Source organism: Salinicola endophyticus (assembly GCF_040536835.1).
Taxonomy (GTDB): Bacteria; Pseudomonadota; Gammaproteobacteria; order Pseudomonadales; family Halomonadaceae; genus Salinicola; species Salinicola endophyticus_A.
Genome location: NZ_CP159578.1, coordinates 833,550 through 852,093, shown reverse-complemented (window position 1 = coordinate 852,093; position 18,544 = coordinate 833,550). Strand labels below are relative to the sequence as shown.

Genomic DNA, 18,544 nt, shown 5'->3' with positions numbered 1-18,544 from the left:
GTCCCGCATTCGCTTGCCCGGGTATCGGTGCTTCGCCGCCCTCTTCGCAGCGCCCCCTGGGCGGTGGCCGTCGCTCGCCTCGAATCTGGCGAGACTGTTCCAGAACGGCCTGGTGGACGCTACCAGGCATTCCCCTGGGGCCTCGTTTCTGCGTAGGATGACAAAAACCTGTTCGATCGGTCAGGCACCTTGAGCGGCGGCGCCATGCCCCCGCTCGCCGACGATCCCCACGACACGACAATACGCTTGCGAGGATACCCCATGAGCTTGAACGTTCTGGTGATCGGTGCCGGCATGGGCGGGCTGACGGCCGCGCTGGCGCTAGCTCGCCGCGGCCATCGGGTGGCCGTGGTCGACCGGGTCGCCGAGCTGCGTCCGGTGGGCGCTGCCATCTCGGTGTGGTCCAACGGGGTCAAGATCCTCAAGGCGCTCGGCGTAGGCGAGGCGCTGGAGCAGGTCAGCGGCGACATGCAGCGCATGAGCTATTACACCCGCGACGGCGCCAGGCTCACCGACTTCAGCCTGGCGCCGCTGTATGCCGAGGTCGGCCAGCGCGCCTGCCCGGTGGCACGCGCCGCGCTGCAGCAGTTGCTGCTCGATGCGGTGGGCACCCAGGCCGTCACCCTGGGCACCGCCTGCACCGGCTATCGCCAGGACGATGCCGGCGTCACCGCCCACTTCGACGACGGCAGCGAGCGCCACGCGGACCTGCTGGTGATCGCCGACGGCACCCATTCGCGACTGCGCGAACAGGCGCTGGGCCGGCCGGTGCCACGACGCTACTGCGGCTACGTCAACTGGAACGTGCGCGTGCCCGCCAGCGAGGATCTGGCCCCACTGAACGACTGGGTACAGTACGTCGGCGATCACCAGCGGGTCTCGCTGATGCCGATGAGCGGCGATCCGGCGAACCCGGAGTTCTACTGCTTCTTCGATGTCCCGCTGCCCGCCGGCAGCGACAACGATCCCGCCCGCTACCGCGACGAGCTGGCGCACCACTTCACCGGCTGGGCGCCGCCGGTGCAGCACCTGATCGCCCGCATCGACCCCGCCGCCATGGCGCGGGTGGAGATCCACGACATCGAGCCGCTGGAGACACTGGTCGCCCCGCGCGTAGCGATACTCGGCGACGCCGCCCACGGTATGGCCCCGGATCTGGGTCAGGGCGGCTGCCAGGCGATGGAGGACGCCTGGGTGCTGGCCGAGGCGCTAGAGGCCAGCGACCACGCCATCGACGCAGCGCTCGAACGCTACGACGCCGCCAGGGTGTCGCGGGTGGGCGAGATCGTCAGCCGCGCGCGCCAGCGGGCCGAGACCACCCACGGCGCCGACCCCGCCGCTACCCGAGCCTGGTATGCCGAACTCGCCGCCGAGGACGGCCGCCATATCATGGGGGGGATGCGCAAGACGATCCTCGGCGGGCCACTCGGCTAGGCACCGTCTGATAGGCACTGTCTGAAAAGTGTCGCGCTCAGGCCTCGCGGGAGAGCAGGTCGAGCGCGTCGATCCGCGTCTCCTGACGCTGGCGCTGACGCGCCTCGAGCCCGGCAAAGTCGAACAGTTCGCGGTCGGCCAGCTGTGAGGGTGCGACATTGGTCACCGCCTTGAACATCGTCTCCAGGCGCCCCGGATGCTTGGCCTCCCACTCCGCCAGCATCTCCTTGACCACCTGGCGCTGCAGGTTGGGCTGCGAGCCGCACAGGTTGCAGGGGATGATCGGGAAGTCCATCAGCCGCGCATACTCGGCGATATCCGCTTCGCGGCAGTAGGCCAGCGGGCGAATGACGATGTTCTTGCCGTCGTCGGAGAGCAGCTTGGGCGGCATCGACTTGAGCGTGCCACCGTAGAACATGTTGAGGAACAGCGTCTCGAGGATGTCCTCGCGGTGATGGCCGAGGGCGATCTTGGTCGCGCCGATCTCCTCGGCGAAGCCGTAGAGCGAGCCCCGGCGTAGACGCGAACAGAGCGCGCAGGTGGTCTTGCCCTCCGGGGTCTTCTCCTTCACCACCGAGTAGGTGTCACGCTCGAGGATATGGTAGGCGACATCCTTGGTGGCGAGATACTCGGGCAGCACGTGCTCGGGGAAGCCCGGCTGCTTCTGGTCGAGATTGACCGCCACCAGCTCGAACGCCACCGGGGCGTTGCGCTGCAGGTTGAGCAGGATCTCCAGCATGGTGTAGGAGTCCTTGCCGCCGGACAGGCACACCATCACCTTGTCGCCTTCATGGATCATGCCGTAGTCGATGATCGCATTGCCGACCTGGCGGCGCAGGCGTTTCTGCAGCTTGTTGAATTCGCGTCTGGCCTTGGCAGACGCATCGGCCTCGGCAGTCTCTGCCTGCCGGCTATCGAGGGGATCGCTGGCTCGTTGCATGCTTCGCTCTTTCGCGCCGCTGCCCGCGACACGGCGAGGGCCGCCGGTCGCCGCTGGACGCGGGTGTCATTCGTGGGGTCGTGGGGCGCCTATGCTAACACCGCCCCGGGCGGCGGCGAAGCGCTGGCGTGGCGACGATCAGGGAATCACTGCATAAATGCCTGCACGAGCGAATGGCTGCGTTACGCGGTACTCGGAAGCTCGCCTAACCCCATGTTATGTCTCGCTTTCTGCGTTCCGGGCGCCTTGCCCTTCATCTCGTCCGGCGATTTATTCAGCGTTTCCTCAGATCACGTGCATCACACCCAGATAACGCACCGTCACCCCCACGAACAGCACCGCGATACCTGCGCGCTGCAGCTTGAACTCGGTCGGCGTGAGCACCATCCGCCGCTGCCAGAACAGCAGCACGCCACGCAGATCACGTGTGCGCCGCACATAGCGCAGATAGCTCACACTCACGACCAGCAGCCCGAGCAGCAACAGGCCATGCTCCATCCAGTTCATCACTGTTTCCTCACGTTATTCGTATCCTATGGTGAATATCGTCGCCGTCGGCCATCTCGACGCAAGACACCGCCCCGGCGCGCCGGGGCGGTGTGTGAGCAAGCCTCGGTTCAGTGGTCGACCGCGGCGCCGGCACCGCGGGGAACGCGGATCTCCTCGACGATCTGCTGGATCTCCGCCGGCGGCGGTGCGGTGAAGCGGCACACCACCAGCGACACCACGAAGTTGAAGATCATGCCCAGCGTACCGATCCCCTCCGGTGAGACGCCGAACCACCAGTGCTCGGGGGTGTTCATCTCCGGTGCCACGAACTTGAAGTAGACGATGTAGCTGAAGGTGAAGATCAGCCCCACCAGCATCCCGGCGATCGCCCCTTCCTTGTTCATGCGCTTGTAGAAGATGCCCATCAGGATCACCGGGAAGAAGCTCGACGCCGCCAGTCCGAAGGCGAATGCCACCACCTGAGCGACGAATCCCGGCGGATTGATGCCGAAGTAGCCGGCGATCACGATCGCCACCGCCGCGGCGATACGTGCCGCCAGCAGCTCCCCCTTCTCGGAGATGTCCGGCTTGAGCTGTTTCTTGAGCAGGTCGTGGGAGATCGCCGACGAGATCACCAGCAGCAGCCCGGCTGCGGTCGACAGCGCCGCCGCCACGCCCCCGGCGGCGACCAGCGCCACTACCCACGCCGGCAGATTGCCGATCTCGGGGTTGGCCAGCACGATGATGTCGCGGTCGATGTAGACCTCACCGGGGTTGTCGGTGGGGGCGTTGCTCAACAACCGCTCGCCGTGGCTGCCGCGCTCGCCGGTATAGACCGGGGCACCCTTGAACGGGTCGCCGGCGGACATCTGCACCTCACCGTCGGCGTTCTTGTCGGTCCACGCGATCAGCCCCGAGTTCTCCCAGTTGCGGAACCACTGCGGCAGCGATTCGTAGGCGGTGTTGTCGACCGTATCGATCAGGTTGACTCGGGCGAAGGCCCCCACCGCCGGCGCGCTGGTGTAGAGGATGGCGATGAAGAACAGCGCCCAGCCGGCACTGACCCGGGCATCGCGTACCCGCGGCACGGTGAAGAAGCGCACGATCACGTGAGGCAGACCGGCGGTGCCGCACATCAGCGCCGCGGTGATGAAAAAGACATCGATGGTCGACTTGGTGCCCGAGGTGTAGGCGCTGAAGCCGAGCTCGGTCACCAGCTGATCGAGCCGCGTGAGCAGGAAGACCCCGGTGTCGTTGCCGGCGGCGTCGAGCAGCGTGGCACCGAAGCCGGTCTGCGGCAGGATATGCCCGGTCATCATGATCGACAGAAAGATCGCCGGCACGGTGAAGGCGAAGATCAGCACGCAGTACTGCGCGACCTGGGTGTAGGTGATGCCCTTCATGCCGCCGAGCACGGCGTAGAAGAACACGATCACCATGCCGATCGCCACGCCGATGTCGACGTCGACCTCGAGGAAGCGGGCGAAGACGATCCCGGTACCGCGCATCTGTCCCGCCACGTAGGTGAACGAGACGAAGATGACGCAGATCACCGCCACCGTGCGCGCCACGTTGGAGTAGTAGCGGTCACCGATGAAGTCCGGCACCGTGAACTTGCCGAACTTGCGCAAATAAGGCGCCAGAAGCATCGCCAGCAGCACGTAGCCGCCGGTCCAGCCCATCAGGTAGACCGAGGCGTCATAGCCCGAGTAGGCGATGATCCCCGCCATCGAGATGAACGACGCCGCCGACATCCAGTCGGCCGCGGTGGCCGCGCCGTTGGCGATCGGCGAAACGCCGCCACCGGCGACGTAGAACTCCTTGGTGGAGCCCACCCGCGAGGCGATCGCGATAGCGATGTAGAGGACGAAGGAGCCCCCCACGAAGAGATAGGTCAGTAGTTGAATATCCATCAGGCCTGTCCTGTGTGTTGGTTATTGTCGGTTGCGATAGATGTCCAGTTACTGCTCTTCGACGTCGTACTCCCGGTCGAGCCGGTTCATCGCCCAGGCGTAGACCACGATCAGCACCAGGAAGGCGTAGATCGCGCCCTGCTGGGCGAACCAGAAGCCGAGCTTGAAACCGAAAAAGTGGATGGCATTGAGCGGCTCGACCAGCAGCACGCCGAAGCCATAGGAGACGATGAACCAGACCACCAACAGCGTCGCGATCAAGCGTACGTTGGCCTTCCAGTAGTCCTGCCGGCTCTTTCCCTTCATGAGATTCCCCCTCTCGCTGCTCGAAAGCGCCCCCCGCCTACCGGGCGCACACGGGTGCGTCCTGCCCGCCCCCGTGCCGATCGTCGGGCGCGCTGCTTAGCGCTCGAAAATCAACGGTTTGTCGGGTCCGGCGACACGAGTGCAGCCTATGTCAGAGGAGGCTTGCAGGGGCAGGCTGACTTTAGTCGAGGGCTGACACGCAGCTCGGTGCACTCGCGCCTTCTTCTTTAATATCAGTCGCTTGGAATATTCGTTCAGACATTGAACCTTGGTCTATCAGGCCAAAGCATGAGCGTCCGAGGCGCAGCCGGCGCTCACCTCTGTCACACTAGCCGCCCTGCAGCGCTACGCTGGCTAGACGCGCCGCGGCAGGCGATCATGGCGGGGGGTAACTCGAAAAGAATCACACGGGCGCGGAGGCGCCCGGCGCAAGTGGGGAAACACATGTTCGAAGGCGGCTTACTGATCGTCGTGGCACTGCTCTACGTGGCCACGCTGTTCGCCATTGCCTGGCGCGGCGACCGCCACGCCCGGCGCCACGGCCCGGCCAGCCGGCGGCCGATCGTCTACAGCCTGGCGCTGGCGGTCTACTGTACCTCCTGGACCTTCTACGGCAGCGTCGGCCAGGCCGCCACCTCGGGCTGGTCGTTCGCCAGCGTGTTCATCGGCCCGGTGCTCACCTTCCTGCTGTTCTGGCCGGTGATCACCAAGATGATCCGCGTGGCCAAACGCCAGAACGTCACCTCGATCGCCGACTTCATCGCCTCGCGCTACGGCAAGTCGCAGTCGTTGGCCGCCTTCGCCAGTCTGATCGCGCTGGTCGGCACGCTGCCCTACATTGCGCTGCAGCTCAAGGCGGTCTCCACCGCCTTCCGCGTGATGACCAGCGACGGCCACTCGGTCAAGGCGCCGATCGTCGACGACACCGCCTTCTATATCGCCATCGTGATGGCGGCCTTCGCGATTCTGTTCGGCACCCGCGACACCAACGCCACCGAACACCACGAGGGCCTGATCCAGGCGATCGCCTTCGAGTCGGTGGTCAAGCTGGTGGTGTTCCTGGTGCTCGGGGCCTACGTCACCTGGGGCATGTTCGACGGCCTCGGAGACCTGCTCGGCCGCGCCGACACCTATCTGCAGCTGCAGCAGCAGCTCACCGAGCAGAATTTCGACACCAGCTTCTGGACCCAGACCCTGCTGGCGATGCTGGCGGTGTTCTGTCTGCCACGCCAGTTCCATATCACCGTGGTCGAGAACACCAATACCGACGACGCCAAGCGCGCGCGCTGGCTGTTCCCGCTCTATCTGGTGCTGATCGGGCTGTTCGTGCTGCCGCTGGCGGCGGCCGGCCTGTCGCTGTTCCCCGGCGATGATCTGGCTCCCGACAGCTACGTGCTGGCGCTGCCGATCGTCGCCGATCAGCCGTGGCTGGCGATGCTCACCTTCGTCGGCGGGCTCTCGGCGGCCACCGGCATGGTAATCATGGCGGCGGTGGCCAATGCGATCATGATCTCCAACGAGATCGTGCTGCCGGCACTCTTCCGCCTGCGCTGGTTCGAGGAGAAGTCACGCGACTACGGGCGCCTGGTGCTGCTGGCACGGCGTATCACCATCGTCGCCATCCTGGCGCTGGCCTATCTGTTCTATCAGCTGGTGGCGGAGTACAGCTCGCTGGCCGCCACCGGCCTGCTCTCGCTCTCCGCTGCCGCCCAGTTCGCCCCGGCGGTGCTCGGCGGGCTCTACTGGAAGCGCGGCAACCGTCTCGGCGTGGTCACCGGGCTCAACGTGGGCTTTGCGATCTGGGCCTACACCCTGCTGATGCCGGCGCTGATTCGTGCCGGCCTGCTGCCGGAGGCGTGGCTGGCCGGCGGGCCACTGGGCGTGGCCTGGCTGTCGCCACTGCATCTGTTCGGGCTCAACGTCACCGACAGCTTCGCCCACGGGGTGATGCTGTCGCTCGGCTTCAACCTCTTTTTCTATATCTTCATCTCCCAACTGACGCCGCAGCGGGTGGTCGAGCGCATTCAGGCATCGCTGTTCGTCGACAGCATCGAGACCCGCCAGACCACGGTCAACCGCCCCTGGACCGGGGCCACCACGGTGGGCGACCTCAAGGTGCTGTGCGAGCGTTTCCTGGGCCAGTCCCAGGTCGAGCGCGCCTTCGACGACTACGGCCGGCGCAACGCCAAGCCGCTGGAGAACAACGCCCGCGCTTCGATCGACGTGATCCAGTTCACCGAACGCCTGCTGGCTTCGGTGCTCGGCGCCTCGTCGGCGCGCATCGTGGTCAACTCGGCGCTGCAGGGGCGCGGCATCGGAATCTCGGACGTGATCTCGATCGTCGACGAGGCGTCGCAGGTGCTGGAGTTCAACCGCGCCCTGCTGCAGGCGACCATCGAGAACATCAACCAGGGCATCGGGGTGGTCGACCAGAACCTCAACCTGGTGGTGTGGAACCAGCGCTACCTGGAGATCTTCCGCTTCCCCGACAACCTGATTCGTGTCGGCACGCCGATGGAGAAGGTGTTCCGCTACAACGCCCACAACGGCGAGTACGGCCCCGGTGACCCGGAGGAGCATGTCGAGCAGCTGATCGAGAACATCAGAAGCGGCCAGCCCCACCGCTACGAGCGCTACCGCCCCGACGGCAGCGTGCTCGAGGTGCTCGGCAATCCCATGCCGGGCGGCGGCTTCGTCTACACCTACCAGGACATCACCCAGCAGAAGCGCACCGAAGAGGCGCTGATCCGCTCCGAGAGCAACATCCGTATCTACACCGACAACGTGCCGGCGCTGATCGCCTACTTCGACACCGACTGCCGCTACCTCTTCACCAACCGCGCCTACGAGGCGGCGATGGGCATCGACCGCAACGCGGTGATCGGCGAGCGCGTGCAGAACGTCATGCCGGCGGCCGCGGCGCGCCAGCGCGGCCCCTGGATGCGCCGCGCCCTGGACGGCGAACGGGTCAATTTCGAGATCTCGCTGGACGACGGCGACGGCGGCGTGCGCTATATGCTGGTGACCTATACGCCCCACTTCGGCGAGGGCGGGCGCATCCTCGGCTTCTTCGCGCTCTACCAGGACATCACCGAGCGCCGCCTCGCCGAGATCGCCCTGCGCGAGACCAACGAGAATCTCGAAGAGCGCGTGCGCGAGCGAACCCAGGCGCTATCCAAGGCCAACGCCGCTCTGCGCCAGGAGAACCGGGTACGCGCCGAAGCGGAGCAGGCGCTGCGTCAGGCCAAGCAGACCGCCGAGGATGCCAACGCCTCCAAGACCCGTTTCCTCGCCGCCGCCAGCCACGACCTGCTGCAGCCGCTCAACGCCGCCCGGCTGTTCACCTCGGCGCTGGGCCAGCAGGTGGCGGATGGCGATCACCGCCGTACCATCGGCCATATCGACAACTCGCTGCAGGCCGCCGAGGAGCTGCTGGGCACCCTGCTCGACATCTCCAAGCTCGATGCCGGCGCGCTGACCCCGCGCCGGAGCCAGTTCCCGCTGGCCGACATCCTGCGTCCACTGCGCGCTGAGTTCGAGGTGATGGCCGACGACCGCGGCCTCGACCTGGACATGGTCGCCACCAGCCTGTGGGTCGACAGCGACGCCCAGATGCTGCGGCGCATCGTCCAGAACTTCCTCTCCAATGCCCTGCGCTATACCCAGCAGGGGCGGGTGCTGCTGGGCTGCCGCCGGCGCCACGACCGGGTGGTGATCGAGGTCTGGGACACCGGGCCGGGTATCCCCGACTCCAAGCTCAGCGAGATCTTTCAGGAGTTCCGGCGCCTCGATCAGGCCTCACGCCACAAGGAGAGCGAGCGCGGCCTGGGGCTCGGCCTCTCCATCGCCGAGCGCATGAGCCGGGTGCTCGACCACCCGATCCAAGTCCGCTCCAAGGTTGCCGCCGGCACCGTGTTCTCGGTCTCGGTACCGCTGGTGGCCGGCCGCCGCGGCAGCCCCAAGCCAGAGGAGAGCGCCCCGCGGCGCAGCGGTAACAAGCTCGGCGGCACGCGCATCCTGTGCATCGACAACGAGCGCCTGATCCTCGAAGGCATGAAGGCCATGCTCGAAGGCTGGGAGTGCGAAGTCTTCACCGCCACCTCCATCGGCGGCGCCAAGTCGGCGATCCGCAACATGGGCGGCGACCCCGACGCCATCCTCGCCGACTACCACCTCGACAACGAAGTGACCGGGGTGATGGCGCTGGAGGCGCTGGAGGAGCTGTGCGAACAGAGCGTGCCGGGGATCGTGATCACCGCCGATCGCACCGAGGAGGTCGCCGACGAGATCAAGCGCGGCGGCTATCAGCTACTGCTCAAGCCGGTGCGCCCGGCCGCCCTGCGCGCCCTGCTCACGCGCACACTGCAGGCCTCGCGGGCGACCCGCGCGGCGGGTGACGAGAGCCCCTGAGCCAAGCGCAGGCTGAAACGACGACGCGCCGCAGAGAGCGGCGCGTCGATGCAGATTGGCAAGCTGTGGGTGAATGCCCCGTTGGTATACCGGTTCGCCGGCCCGGGGCCAAGTGCCCGGGGCCGGCGAGCGCGACGGCAATGCGCAGGCTTAGAAGCGGTAGGTTGCCTGCACCCCGAACAGATTGAGCGAGTTGTCGTAATCGGCCTGATAGGAGGTGCCGTTGGCATCCTGCAAATCGACGTCGGCGCGATCTTCCCAGATGTAGCTGTAGGCGGCATCGATGGTCAGGTCGGGGATCGGGGTCCAGCCGGCACCGATCGAGACCAGATTGCGGTCCGCTGTGGGCACGCGCGGGCTGCGGTGGGCATCCTTGACCGGCGACTGGTCATAGGCGATACCGCCGCGCAGGGTCCAGGCCGGATTGACCTTGTAGGAGAGACCGGCGGCGTACTGCCAGGTGTCGCGGTAGTCCTGCTGCTCATCGATCGGCAGCCCCAGATCGTTGTCGACCACCAACTGGTCGAAGCGACTCCAGCGGATATAGGTCGCCCCGGCCATCACCGTCCAGCGGTCGTCGAGCTGGTGAGTGACCGAGAAGTCGATGGTCTCGGGCAGAGTGATATCGAGCGAGCCGTCGCCGCTGGCGTTGAGGAAGATCGGGCCGCTCCCACCCACGCCGCCGAAGACATTGGAGGCATCGACGTCACCGGTGAGGTGGTAGTCGACCTTGGAGCGGTAGGTGAGACCCAGGGTGGTGGACTCCACCGGGCGGTAGATCAGACCGATGTTGTAGCCCCAGGCGTCATCGTTACCCTTGACGTTGACGGTGCCGTCACCGGCGGCGGCCGGGTTGAGCGGATTGGGGGTCTTGCTCTCCAGCTCGCCCTTGATGTGGTTGTAGGTCACGCCGAAGCCGACGGCGAACTTGTCGTTGAAGCGGTACGACAGCGTGGGCTGGGCGGTGATGACCTCCAGGTCGCTGTAGTTGCCGAAGTAGCGCCCCTTGAAGTCGTCGCCGTAGTCGGTGACCAGGCCGAATGGCGCATAGACGCCGAGACCGAAGCTCCAGCGGTCGTTGATCGGCTGCACGTAATAGCCGAACGGCACCGCCTTGTGCGGAATCATGTCGCCGTCGGTACTGCCCTGGGTACCGACCACACCAGCGACTGTCGGCTGGGTGCCGCTGTCGTTGCTGATGTCCGAGCTGGCGTCGATGTAGTGGGTACCCGCGGTGACCTGAGCACGGTCGAGGAACGACATGCCCGCCGGGTTGCCGAAGACGATGGAACCGTCCTGAACGTTGGAGGAGCGTCCAGCCCAGGAGGTACCCTGGCCACTGACGCTCTGCTCCTGGAGTTGAAAGGACCCGGCCATGGCCTGGCTGGAGGCAGCGGCACTCACCAGCGCGATGGCCAGCGACAAACGGTTGTAGCGAAAAGACATAGCTCGTTCCCCTCTCCCAGTGGTCGCCCTTGCGCTTGCGCGTCTGGCGATCGTCTCCGCAGGCGCGATCTCGCTATCGCCTCGGCTATTAGTTTTCCCATCCCTTTTTCACTCAGCGCCGCATCAGCGTCAATGCGCAAACGGTCGTTTCAATCGCATTTTTGACTTCTCTTTAGTCGTAATACGAATCGCTATGTCGCTTTAGCTGCCATTGGCACTCAATGCCCCCCCTAACCAGCTTGCCAGCGCCACGCTCCGGTGATAGGGCATCGCCTTGACCTATGTGTTAGACCTAGGTTTTACACTGCTCTCGACAAGCGCGGAGGAGCTCACGATGAAAGTCACCGAACTGGCCAGAAGCGCCGGGGTCACCGCCGAGACCGTACGCCACTACACGCGCCAGGGTCTGCTGACGCCGCGGCGCGATCCGGACAACGGCTATCAGCTCTACGACCAGCGTGACCTGGGTCGACTGGGCTTCATCCAGCGCGCACGCACGCTGGGCTTCAGCCTCAAGGAGATCGCCGAGATTCTCGACCAGGCCGACCAGGGCGACTCGCCGTGTCCGCTGGTGCGCGATCTGCTCGCCGCACGCCTGCCGCGTATCCATGCCCAGATCCGCGAGCTGCAGGCGCTGGCAGAGCGCATGGAGCACGCTCTCGAGGATTGGGCACGGATGCCCGACGGTGCCCCCGACGGGCACAGCATCTGCCGCCTGATCGAACATACGTCCGACGGCGCCCACGGCTGCCAGGCCGCGCCGGGGAGGTCCGCGTGAACCGCTATCGCTATCGCGTCGACGCCATGCACTGCCAGGGCTGCGTCAAGCGTATCCGCGCGGCGGTGGCTGACGCCGACGCCGAGGCCACCCTCGAGGCCGCCCCCGCACAGCGCGAGCTGACGGTCACCACCCAGCTCGACGAGACAAGCCTGCGTCGACTGCTCGACCACGCCGGCTATCCCGCCGCGCCCCTCGACGAGACGAGCGATGCAGCGCTCACCCTGCAGGTACCGGCCATGCACTGCCAGGGCTGCGTCAAGCGCATGCGCGCGGCGATCCAGCAGGTGGATACCACCGCCGAAGTCAGCGGCGAACCCGCCGAGCAGCGGCTGGACGTGGTCTCCGTCCTGCCTGCCGAACGCATCGCGGACCTGCTCAGGGAGGCCGGCTACCCCCCCGCGCCCTGCGCCACCTCGGCCCAGGGCCTAGCAGTAATGCAAAACGAAAAAGCGCCGCCCGCTACGGCGACCGACGTGCAGCCTGCCCAGGCCATACCGCGGCGCCCTTCCAGCGAGTCCGTCAGCGAGCCAGCCGGCACGCCTACCGAGACGGCCGCCGACAGCGGCGCCCTGCGGCGGCTGGCAATCGGCGGCATGACCTGCGCCGGCTGCGTCAGTGCGGTACAGAAGGCGCTCGCGGCCACGCCGGGGGTGACCCGCGCCCAGGTCAACTTCGCCAGCGAGACGGCGCAGGTCGGCGGCAGCGCCGAACTCGATGCGCTGATCGCGGCGGTACGTAGCGCCGGCTATACGGCGACACCAATCGCCGATCTGCGCCAGGCCAGCGCCCAGCGACAGCGCGACAACCGCCGCCAGTGGCGCCGCCATCTGCGTGACGCCTGCCTGAGCCTCGCTCTGGGCATACCGATGATGCTGGCGATGTTCGTCCACCAGCCCCGCCTCGAGGGTGGCGAGCGCTGGCTCTGGCTGGCCCTGGGGCTGGCCACGCTGGGCGTGCTCGCCACTGCCGGGCGACGCTTCTTCGACGGCGCCTGGAAGGCGTTTCGCCACCATCAGGCCAACATGGACACGCTGATCGCCCTGGGTACCGCCGCGGCCTGGCTCTACTCGATGACGGTGGTGCTGTTTCCCGGCCTGATCCCGCCGGCCTCACGCCATCTCTACTTCGAGGCCTCGCTGATGATCGTGGGGCTGATCGGTATCGGCCAGGCGCTGGAGCTGCGCGCCAAGGGACGCAGCAGCCAGGCGCTGTCGCGTCTGCTCGATCTGCAGAGCCGTACCGCTCGGGTGATTCGCCAGGATCAGGAGCGCGAAGTCGCGATCGAGAGCGTGCAGGTGGGCGAACGCATCCGGGTGCGCCCCGGCGAGCGCCTGCCGGTGGATGGCGAGGTCGAGAGCGGCGAGAGCCATATCGATGAATCGATGCTGACCGGTGAGCCCGAGGCGGTGCGCAAGGGCCCCGGCGACAGCGTCAGCGCCGGAACCGTCAATGGCCGCGGCAGCCTGGTCTATCGCGCCACCCAGGTGGGTGACGATACCCGCCTCGGACGTATCGTCGATCAGGTCGCCCAGGCGCAGGAGTCGCGCCCGCCGATCGGCGCCCTGGCCGATCGTGTCGCCGGCATCTTCGTACCCAGCGTGATGATCGTCGCGGTACTCACCGCCCTCGCTTGGCTCGATGTCGGGCCCGCGCCGCAGCTGGTGCACATGCTGGTGGCCGCAACCACGGTATTGATCATCGCCTGCCCCTGCGCGCTGGGGCTGGCGACACCGATCTCGACCATGCTCGGTATCAGCAAGGCCGCCGAGCACGGTGTGCTGATCCGCGACGGCGAGGCGCTGCAGACCGCCAGCCGCCTGAGCACCCTGGTGGTCGACAAGACCGGCACCCTCACCGAAGGGCGCCCGAAGGTGACCGCCAGCCACTACTGGCAGACGCAGGCAAGCGCCCAGGCGGCGGTGGTCGCGCTCGAACGCGGTTCGGAGCATCCGTTGGCGAGCGCCCTGCTAGCGCACCTGGACGAGGCGCCCGAGCCCCCGGCGGTCGAAGCCTTCGAGAGCGTCACCGGGCGCGGGCTGGTCGCCAACCTGGCGGACGGCACCCGGGCGCTGCTCGGCAACGCCGCGCTGATGCACGACCACGCCATCGATATCGCGCCCGCCAAGCAGACCGCCGAGGCCTGGCAGCAGCAGGCCGCAAGCGTGGTCTATCTGGCCCTGGACGGCCAGCTGGCGGCGCTCTTCGCGGTGCGCGACGCCCTGCGCGAGGACAGCCGTGCCGCGGTGGCCCGACTTCGCCGGGCGGGGCTAAAGGTGGTGATGCTGAGCGGCGACAATGCCGCCGCGGCCAACGCGATCGCTCGTGAGGCGGGCATAGACGAAGTCCACGCCGAGCTGCTGCCGGGTGACAAGCAGGCTGCGGTGGCGGCACTGCAGCAGCGCGGCGAACGCGTGGGCATGGTCGGCGATGGCATCAACGACGCCCCGGCGCTGGCCCAGGCGGATGTCGGCTTCGCCATCGGCCAGGGCACCGATGTCGCCATCGAGAGCGCCGGTATCACGCTGATGCGCGACTCGCTGCACGGCGTGGCCGATGCCATCGCCATCAGTCGCGCCACGCTTTCCAATATCAAACAGAATCTGTGGGGGGCATTCGGCTACAACGCCCTCGGCATCCCCATCGCCGCCGGCGTGCTCTATCCGTTCACCGGGATGCTGCTGTCACCGATGCTCGCGGCGCTGGCGATGTCGGCCTCCTCGGTCACGGTGGTCGCCAACGCCAGCCGCCTGCGCCGCTTCACCCCGGGCGGTGGCACGCCCTCCGCCGAGGAGCGACACTGATGCTGATACTGCTCAATATGCTAGGCCTGGCGCTCATCCTCTTTATCGTGTGGTGGTTCTGGCTCAAGAACTGAGAGGGTATTTACAAACTGCCTGCGCTCGGCAATACGGCGTTGAAATCGGCCTCAAAGTACTCATTTACGCCATGTAAACTCCGCCTTATCGGCCGATTTCGCCTTGCCTTGCCTTCACTCGACGAGTCTGTAAACACCCTCTGAGCGCCACACCGTTCGAAAGGAGATCTCATGTCCGACTCATCCGGCACTGCCAGCGCTAGCGCACCGCCGCTCGACGGCATCGTCGAGAGCGTGCTCTACACCGCCGACAAGGCCCGCGCCCGGGACTTCTTCGAGCGCGTCCTGGGACTGGAACCGCACCTCGCCGACGAGCGCTTCCTGGCCTACCCGGTGGGTACCAGCATGCTGCTGGTGTTCCAGCGCGGCGAGACCGACACCACGGTGACGCTGCCCGACGGCATGGGCACCATTCCGCCCCACGACGGCGCTGGTCGCCAGCACGTGGCGCTGGCAATCAGTGCCGACCGGCTCTCCGCCTGGGAGGCGCATCTCGACACCGAAGGCGTGATCATCGAGGGACGCACCCGCTGGCCACGGGGCAGCGAGAGCCTCTACTTCCGCGACCCGGACGGGCATCTGATCGAGCTGGTGACACCGGGGCTGTGGCCCTGCTATTGACGCGCAACGCTCAGCTGCGGCTGACGCCGGTATAGCGCCCCGGACGGTGGTTGAGGGTGAGAATGCCGCTGAGCACCGCCGCCCCCAGGATCGAGTAGAGCACGTTACTCACCGGTAGCACGGCGAACGCGGCCAGCATCACCAGGCCATCGAGCGCCAGCTGCACCTTGCCCGCGCTCCAGCCGTGGCGATCGTGCAGGTGCAGGGCGAGGATATTGAAGCCACCCAGGCTGCCGCGATGGCGAAACAGCGAGAGCACCCCCAGTCCGATCAGCGCCCCGCCCATCAGCGCCGCAAACAGTGGCGTCACCTTTCCGATCTCGATCCAGTCGGCGATATGCCAGCTGAGCCAGGAGAGCAGCGCAATGGCGGCGAAGGTCTTGAGCGTGAACTGGTGCCCGATCCGCTGCCAGGCGAGCCAGTAGAACGGCAGGTTGACCACGAAGAACACCGGCCCGAAGGGCCAGCCGGTGGCGTAGCTGATCAGCAGCGAGATACCCGCCGTACTGCCGATCAGAATCTCGGCGTGCTGATAGAGCACCACGCCGAGCGCGGCGCAGGCCGACCCGAGCAGAATGGCGAGCACGTCTTCGTGCGTGCGGTGACGGATCTGGGGGCTGTCCATCGCGGGTTCCCTTGGCATTGTGTGACCATCGCCGTGGCGCGGTGGCGCCGCCGGCCTGGTGGAAAGCGCGGCGCTTGTGGCGCCGCTGCGTCGCTCGCGGTGCGCGAGACAGCCAATGATAGCGTCAATTCAGCCAAGGGAGTGGATAGCGTAGCGGCGGCCGGTGCAGGCCTGCACCCGCGCGGATATCAGCCGCTCAGGCGTTCGGCGTGCTCGACCATCAGCTGCAGCGACTCGCGCCCTTTCCAGCGGTTGCGCGAGAGCTTGAAGCCACAGCGGACGCGGTCGCCCACGGCGATCGGATGCGGCGCCCCCGGCGCCAGGGCGCGGAACCAGATGGCGCGGGTGACGCTGGCATCGCGGGAGAGCTCCAGCATCAGGTGGTTGCCCTCCGCCCCCACCGCGCGCAGCTGCTCGACGTGGAAGGTGGCCTCGAACAGCGGCGCCTCGAATTCGCGCCCATAGGGTGCCAGCGCCGCCAGCTCGTCGAGGGTGGCCAGCGAGAGCTGTGCCGCCGCCAGCTCGCCGTCGGTCCATACCACCGGATAGAGTTCGCGCCCGCCCAGCTGCTCATCCACCGCCTGCAAAAAGGCGTCGCGGAAACGCTCTAGCTCGCCCAGCGGTACCCCCACGCCGGCGGCACCGCGATGCCCGCCGAAACGCGGCAGACTCTCCGGTGCCAGCTCATGGGCGCGCTGCAGGGCGTCACGCAGATGCAGCGCCTCGATCGAACGCCCCGAGCCGGTGAGCATCTCTGGCGTGGTGGCCGGTGTCAGCACCAGGGTGGGACGTCCATAGCTCTGGACCAGGCGCGAAGCGACGATCCCCTGCACCCCGGCGTGGCCCTGCGGCAGATGGATCACCAGCGCCGGCGGGTTCTCGGCCAGCTGCGCCAGCGCCAGACCGCGGGCCTGCTCGACCATGTCCGCTTCCAGCGCCTTGCGCGCCTGGTTGTCGTCGTCGAGCACCTGCAGGTGGCGCCGAGCCACAGCGTCATCCGTGGCCAGCATGAAGTGCAGCGCAGCGTAGGGGTCGTCGAGGCGCGAGCGCGCGTTGATGCGCGGGCCCATCTGGAAGGCCAGGGTCTCGGCGTCGAACGGCACGCTGTCGCCCCCCAGGCGCTCCGCCATCACCCGCCAGCACGGCGCCTGCATGCGGTTGATCAGACGCAGGCCATAGCTCACCACGGCGCGGTTGGCGGCACTGCCACCCAGCGAGACACAATCTGCCACCGTGCCCAGGGCGACGTAGGAGAGCCAGGGGGCGAGCTTGGGCGTCGACGCAGAGAGCACGCCCTGCTCGATCAGCACCGCCCGGGTGAGCGACATCATCAGCCACGCCACCATGCAACCAGCGATGGTCTTGTCGGGATAGTCGCAGTCGTCGCGGGTGGGGTTGATGGTGGCGTAGGCCGAGGCCGGCGGCCCCGCCAGCGGCAGCGCGTGGTGATCGGTCACCACCACATCGATACCGGCCTCGCGCAGGCGAGCGATCCGCGGCTCGTCGGAGGAGCCGCAGTCGGCGGTGACCACCAGGCTGGGGCGCGGCTTGAGCGCCAGGGTGCGCTCGACCAGCGGTAGGCTGATGCCGTAACCATCGTTGATGCGATGGCCGATCAGACTGTGCAGGCGGGTGGCGGGCACGCCGAACAGCTCGGTCAGCGCGCGCAGGATCACCACGTGAGAGGTGATGCCGTCGACGTCGTAATCGGTGAGGATACCGATGTGCTCGCCCTCACTCACTGCCCGCGCGATCCGCTCGGCCCCGCGGCGCGCATCGGCCAGCCGCTCGGGATGGCTGAGATGACGCAGGGCCGGATCGGTCAGCGCCGCCAGCGACCCCGCATAGCCCGCCAGGCGTCCCGCCAGGACCCGCGCCTGTAGCTCGGTCAGGCCCTCGGCCTGGGCGCGCCGGTAGAGCGCCGCGTCGCGCTCGCGCGGTAGCAGGCGCGGACGGGTGAGTTCATCGAGCGATGAGCGGGAAAGATCGGGGTCCAAGCAGCCTCCTGGCATGATTACCCTAACGCGCCCCCAGGTTAGGTGAGCCCGATCATGACGTGCTTGCGGTAGGCGGGACGCGACTGCAACCGCGTGTACCACGCAGCCAGATGCGGCAGATCGGGACGCTCGATAGCCATTTCGAACCACGCATAGGCGAAGCAGCCCAGCGGAATATCCCCCATTCCCCACTCTGCCCCCGACAAAAAGGGCTGTTCTGACAATGTCCTATCTACTACGCCGAGTAGCGCCCCGCAGGCAGCAAGTCCTTTTTCGACCGCCTTGTCGTCGCGCTGTTCGGCCGGCAGGCGCACCGTATTCCAGAACACGTCCTTGAAGGGGGATGCCAGCGACGATGTCGCCCAGTCCATCCACTTGTCGGCCTCGGCACGCGCCGCGGGATCCGCACCCTGCTGTGAGCCGCGCCCATATTTGGCGCATAGATAGCGCACAATCGCGTTGGACTCCCACAGCACGAAATCCTCGTCCTGTAGACAAGGGATGAGACCGTTGGGATTCATGGCCCGGAAGGCAGGCTCGTCGACCACGCCATAGGCGCCGCCCGCATCGATGCGTTCGAAAGGCAGCTCCAGCTCCTCGGCACACCACAGCACCTTCTTGACGTTGGTCGAATTGGCGCGTCCCCAGATCTTCAGCATGGCTCTTGTCCTCACTGGATGACGCCGAGCGCCTTGGCGCCCGGCCCT

At 66.9% G+C, this 18,544-nt stretch carries 13 protein-coding genes; 5 read left to right on the top strand and 8 right to left on the bottom strand.

The genetic code is table 11. The features are described 5' to 3' along the window. The first annotated feature begins 261 nt into the window (after positions 1-261). A complete protein-coding gene (hpxO, locus tag ABV408_RS04040; RefSeq protein WP_353981179.1) occupies positions 262-1,434 on the top strand; it encodes an FAD-dependent urate hydroxylase HpxO in 1,173 nt (390 codons plus the stop codon). 37 nt (positions 1,435-1,471) lie between these two features. Here hpxO and ttcA read toward each other — a convergent pair whose 3' ends face one another. The 4 genes from ttcA to ABV408_RS04020 form a co-directional block, all read right to left on the bottom strand. Beyond that, positions 1,472-2,374 carry a tRNA 2-thiocytidine(32) synthetase TtcA gene (gene ttcA, locus ABV408_RS04035; protein WP_035475387.1) on the bottom strand — a complete coding sequence of 301 codons (903 nt, stop codon included), beginning with the start codon at positions 2,372-2,374 and terminating at the stop codon, positions 1,472-1,474. A 285-nt stretch (positions 2,375-2,659) separates the two neighbouring features. Next, entirely contained in the window at positions 2,660-2,881 is a 222-nt protein-coding gene (locus ABV408_RS04030; RefSeq protein ID WP_353981178.1) for a hypothetical protein, read from the bottom strand. A gap of 110 nt (positions 2,882-2,991) precedes the next feature. Beyond that, positions 2,992-4,776, bottom strand: coding sequence for a sodium:solute symporter family protein (locus ABV408_RS04025; RefSeq protein WP_353981177.1), 1,785 nt, complete (start codon positions 4,774-4,776; stop codon positions 2,992-2,994). 48 nt (positions 4,777-4,824) lie between these two features. After that, positions 4,825-5,082, bottom strand: coding sequence for a DUF4212 domain-containing protein (locus tag ABV408_RS04020; protein WP_353981176.1), 258 nt, complete (start codon positions 5,080-5,082; stop codon positions 4,825-4,827). A 444-nt stretch (positions 5,083-5,526) separates the two neighbouring features. Between ABV408_RS04020 and ABV408_RS04015 the strand changes: the two genes are divergently transcribed. Continuing rightward, positions 5,527-9,492, top strand: a complete 3,966-nt coding sequence (locus tag ABV408_RS04015) for a NahK/ErcS family hybrid sensor histidine kinase/response regulator (protein WP_353981175.1) — start codon at positions 5,527-5,529, stop codon at positions 9,490-9,492. Between the two features lie 150 nt (positions 9,493-9,642). On the opposite strand, the gene ABV408_RS04010 is transcribed toward ABV408_RS04015, so the two are convergent. Further along, positions 9,643-10,938, bottom strand: coding sequence for an outer membrane protein transport protein (locus ABV408_RS04010; protein ID WP_353981174.1), 1,296 nt, complete (start codon positions 10,936-10,938; stop codon positions 9,643-9,645). 334 nt (positions 10,939-11,272) lie between these two features. Between ABV408_RS04010 and ABV408_RS04005 the strand changes: the two genes are divergently transcribed. The 3 genes from ABV408_RS04005 to ABV408_RS03995 all read left to right on the top strand — a co-directional run bounded on the left by ABV408_RS04005 (position 11,273) and on the right by ABV408_RS03995 (position 15,215). Beyond that, the gene (locus tag ABV408_RS04005; protein ID WP_353981173.1) at positions 11,273-11,716 is read left to right on the top strand and encodes a MerR family transcriptional regulator; all 444 of its coding nucleotides are present in this window, start codon (positions 11,273-11,275) and stop codon (positions 11,714-11,716) included. Next, a complete protein-coding gene (locus ABV408_RS04000) occupies positions 11,713-14,520 on the top strand; it encodes a heavy metal translocating P-type ATPase (protein ID WP_353981172.1) in 2,808 nt (935 codons plus the stop codon). The genes ABV408_RS04005 and ABV408_RS04000 overlap by 4 nt, the downstream gene beginning before the upstream one ends. A 245-nt stretch (positions 14,521-14,765) precedes the next feature. Beyond that, the gene (locus ABV408_RS03995) at positions 14,766-15,215 is read left to right on the top strand and encodes a VOC family protein (RefSeq protein ID WP_353981170.1); all 450 of its coding nucleotides are present in this window, start codon (positions 14,766-14,768) and stop codon (positions 15,213-15,215) included. 10 nt (positions 15,216-15,225) lie between these two features. On the opposite strand, the gene ABV408_RS03990 is transcribed toward ABV408_RS03995, so the two are convergent. The 3 genes from ABV408_RS03990 to ABV408_RS03980 form a co-directional block, all read right to left on the bottom strand. Then, entirely contained in the window at positions 15,226-15,840 is a 615-nt protein-coding gene (locus ABV408_RS03990; protein WP_106418572.1) for a YitT family protein, read from the bottom strand. Between the two features lie 188 nt (positions 15,841-16,028). Then, entirely contained in the window at positions 16,029-17,837 is a 1,809-nt protein-coding gene (locus ABV408_RS03985) for a DHH family phosphoesterase (RefSeq protein WP_353981169.1), read from the bottom strand. 38 nt (positions 17,838-17,875) lie between these two features. Beyond that, on the bottom strand, positions 17,876-18,496 hold the full coding sequence (locus ABV408_RS03980; RefSeq protein ID WP_353981167.1) for a glutathione S-transferase: 621 nt from the start codon (positions 18,494-18,496) through the stop codon (positions 17,876-17,878). Positions 18,497-18,544: the final 48 nt, after the last annotated feature.